Below are 2,759 nucleotides of genomic sequence, written 5' to 3' on the forward strand. Positions count from 1 at the left end.
TTCGAGATCGTTCCTCAGCTTACAGAAGAACTGAAGTAAGTTTTTCGCTTAAGGGCGAAAGACGTTAAAAAACCTGCATGGTTGAAATTGACCATGCAGGTTTTTTTATATCCTCTGTCTGACGCGCTCAGTGCACAGTATTCAGTGGGACTTATTGGTGCCGTATGTCGCCAGAAACATATGGACAGCGGCATGGATTACTTTTTCCTTGTCCGCCGGCTCATTTTCAAATGGCATGTTGAAGCGTTTTCGATGCGCAAGGCGTGTCTGGCATAGCGTGAAAAACTGCTCAGCGGCAAAGGTGGGGTCCTCCACCGCCAGCGTGCCGTTTTCAACCTGCTGCTGAATCCAACCTGCCAGGGTTTCGATCGCAATTTTGGGGCCGTGTTGCCAGAAGCTGGTGGCAAGGTGCGGGAAATGTGGCGCTTCGGAGACGATGATCCGATAGAGCATGATGCTCTCTGGCAGGGTAATCAGATGCACCATGGCGCGCGCAACCGCGGTCAGGGTTTCCTTCACGGGTTCATTAAGCTGAATAGGAGCCAGTGCCAGCGGCAGCTTCTCGCGGCAATTATGCTCAACAAATGCAGCGAACAGATCTGCCTTGTTGGTAAAATAATTGTAAAGAGTGCCTTTTGACACGCCAGATTCGCGGGCAATGGCAGACATGCTTGCCCCCTCAAATCCATGGGCGGCAAAAATGACCAACGCGCCATCCAGAATTTGCTGGCGTTTGGCCTCAGACTCCCCCGAGCACTGGCTGGGCGGCATGGCGGAAGGGGGGAGTGAAACAGACATGGTAGATGGTTATTCCCAAGTATGACGATTGACGCAACATTGAAAAACGATAGGTTAGCATGCTGACCGAACCGATCGGTCAGCGCAAGATTGGTTCTAGGTATAGACAGACTTTACATTGGGAGCAGACGGGTGGCTAAACGGTATGCGCGGGGCGCAAGCACCATGGTTCTGGCATTTCTGCTGGGTGGGTGCATGGTTGGCCCGGACTTCAAAAAGCCCGCTGCATGGACGCCTGAACAATGGCAGCATGCCAAACTGGAAGGGGCGTCCCGTAATCTTAGTGTGCCAAGCAATCAGGCTCCTGATCCGGAATGGTGGTCTGCCTTCCATGATCCGGAACTGACATCTCTTGAAAAACGTCTGGCGGCGCAGAACCTTGATGTGCAGCAGGCCACAGAACAATTGGCCGTTAGTCGTGGCCAGTTGCTGATTGCAGGGGCCGAGCGCCTGCCTGATCTGGCGGCAACGGGGTCCTACAAGCGAGCTCAGTACAGCAGCAAACAGTTGCAACGTATTGTAGAACGAATCGGCCAGAATGCGCCGGAAGGCGCGGGAGCCCTTCTATCCTCCCAGTCTTCTGACATCTCCATTCCTCTTCTGAACCAGTGGCAGGACGGATTGCAGGCCAGTTGGGAAGTGGATCTCTGGGGGCGGGTGCGCCGACAGTATGAAGCCGCAAAAGCGTATCTGACTGCGACTATGGAAGAACGGCGCGGTATTCTCATTGCTCGTCAGGCGGAACTGGCACAGGACTATATGGCGTTGCGTGGCTTGCAGGAGCAGTTGCGTATCACCAAGGCCAATAGAGATGCAGCCAGTCAGATGCTCTCCCTTAGCGGGGCGCGCTATAAAAGTGGCCTCGTCAGTGAACTGGATGTGGATAGCGCCCGCGCGCAGGTGGAAGACACCAATGCCCGCATTCCCCAATTTGAGCAGCGGATTGCCCAGCAGATCAATGCCATCAATCTGCTGATGGGTGCGCCACCAGGAGCATTGAATGCAGAACTGGAACAGACACCCGCTATTCCTCCTGTTCCGGCAGAAGTGCCTGTAGGGCTGCCGTCAGAATTGGCGCATCGTCGTCCGGATATCCGGCAGGCAGAAGCCGAGCTGCATGCCGCCACAGCCGAAGTGGGGCAGGCGGAAGCGGACTTCTATCCTAAGGTTACTATTGATGCCGGATTCGGCTTTCAGTCCTTCTCGTTCCGAGACCTTGGGTTCTGGAGCGCCAGAACATGGAACGTCGGTCCGTCCATCAGTCTCCCTATTTTCCAGGGAGGGCGTCTGACGGGGCAACTCAACATGAAGAAGGCTTCCCAGAAGACAGCAGCGCTCAGATACCGCAAGACAGTGCTGAAGGCATGGAGTGAGGTTGATAACGCCCTCACAGCGTATGAAGCTGAGCAAAAGCGTAACCAGTCGCTCAAAACACAGGTCGCGGCTGATGAACGCTCTCTTCATCTGGCGCAGGATCAGTATCGGCATGGGTTGACCAGCTTCCTTCAGGTTCTGGATGCTGAACGCAGGGTGCTTGCCTCCCAGACCCAGCTGGCGGACAGCGCATCGCTCATCTCCAACAATCTGGTGCGGCTCTACAATGCTCTGGGTGGAGGATGGGAAATAACCTATCCTGAATCGGGTAAAGTGCCTCAGCACGCATAAGCACATTCAGTGCTCATGAAACGGCCACTCAGTTCTCTGAGTGGCCGTTTCTCGTTCAAGACAGGGCGTGGTGGGTCAAATCTCACGGCTTCGTGAAAAAGACCAATTCCTTTTGCAGGAGCCGTTCAGGCATCCTTTCTTACACAGGCACCAGTCAGAGTCGTGGCTTGGCAACTTGGTCCTTCATTTTTTCTTTGATGAAAAATGGCGGAAAACAGCCAAAAAACAGAAATCTTGCAAGGCTGATGTAAGAAATCTGTCACAAGGTATCATTTGTCTGTTGACGGTGTGTTTGT

3 protein-coding genes are annotated in these 2,759 nt (G+C 53.9%); 2 read left to right on the forward strand and 1 reads right to left on the reverse strand.

Annotated features, from left to right (window positions below; translation table 11 throughout):
• Positions 1-141: 141 nt before the first annotated feature.
• On the reverse strand, positions 142-798 hold the full coding sequence (locus tag AD944_RS00700; RefSeq protein ID WP_006558649.1) for a TetR/AcrR family transcriptional regulator: 657 nt from the start codon (positions 796-798) through the stop codon (positions 142-144).
• 165 nt (positions 799-963) lie between these two features.
• Between AD944_RS00700 and AD944_RS00705 the strand changes: the two genes are divergently transcribed.
• Together AD944_RS00705 and AD944_RS17185 are read left to right on the forward strand one after the other, a co-directional pair.
• On the forward strand, positions 964-2,463 hold the full coding sequence (locus AD944_RS00705; protein WP_006558650.1) for an efflux transporter outer membrane subunit: 1,500 nt from the start codon (positions 964-966) through the stop codon (positions 2,461-2,463).
• A gap of 40 nt (positions 2,464-2,503) precedes the next feature.
• On the forward strand, positions 2,504-2,759 hold a 256-nt coding region (locus tag AD944_RS17185; protein ID WP_211263316.1), incomplete at its 3' end, for a hypothetical protein.

It is taken from the genome of Acetobacter tropicalis, from assembly GCF_001580915.1.
Classification (GTDB): domain Bacteria; phylum Pseudomonadota; class Alphaproteobacteria; order Acetobacterales; family Acetobacteraceae; genus Acetobacter; species Acetobacter tropicalis.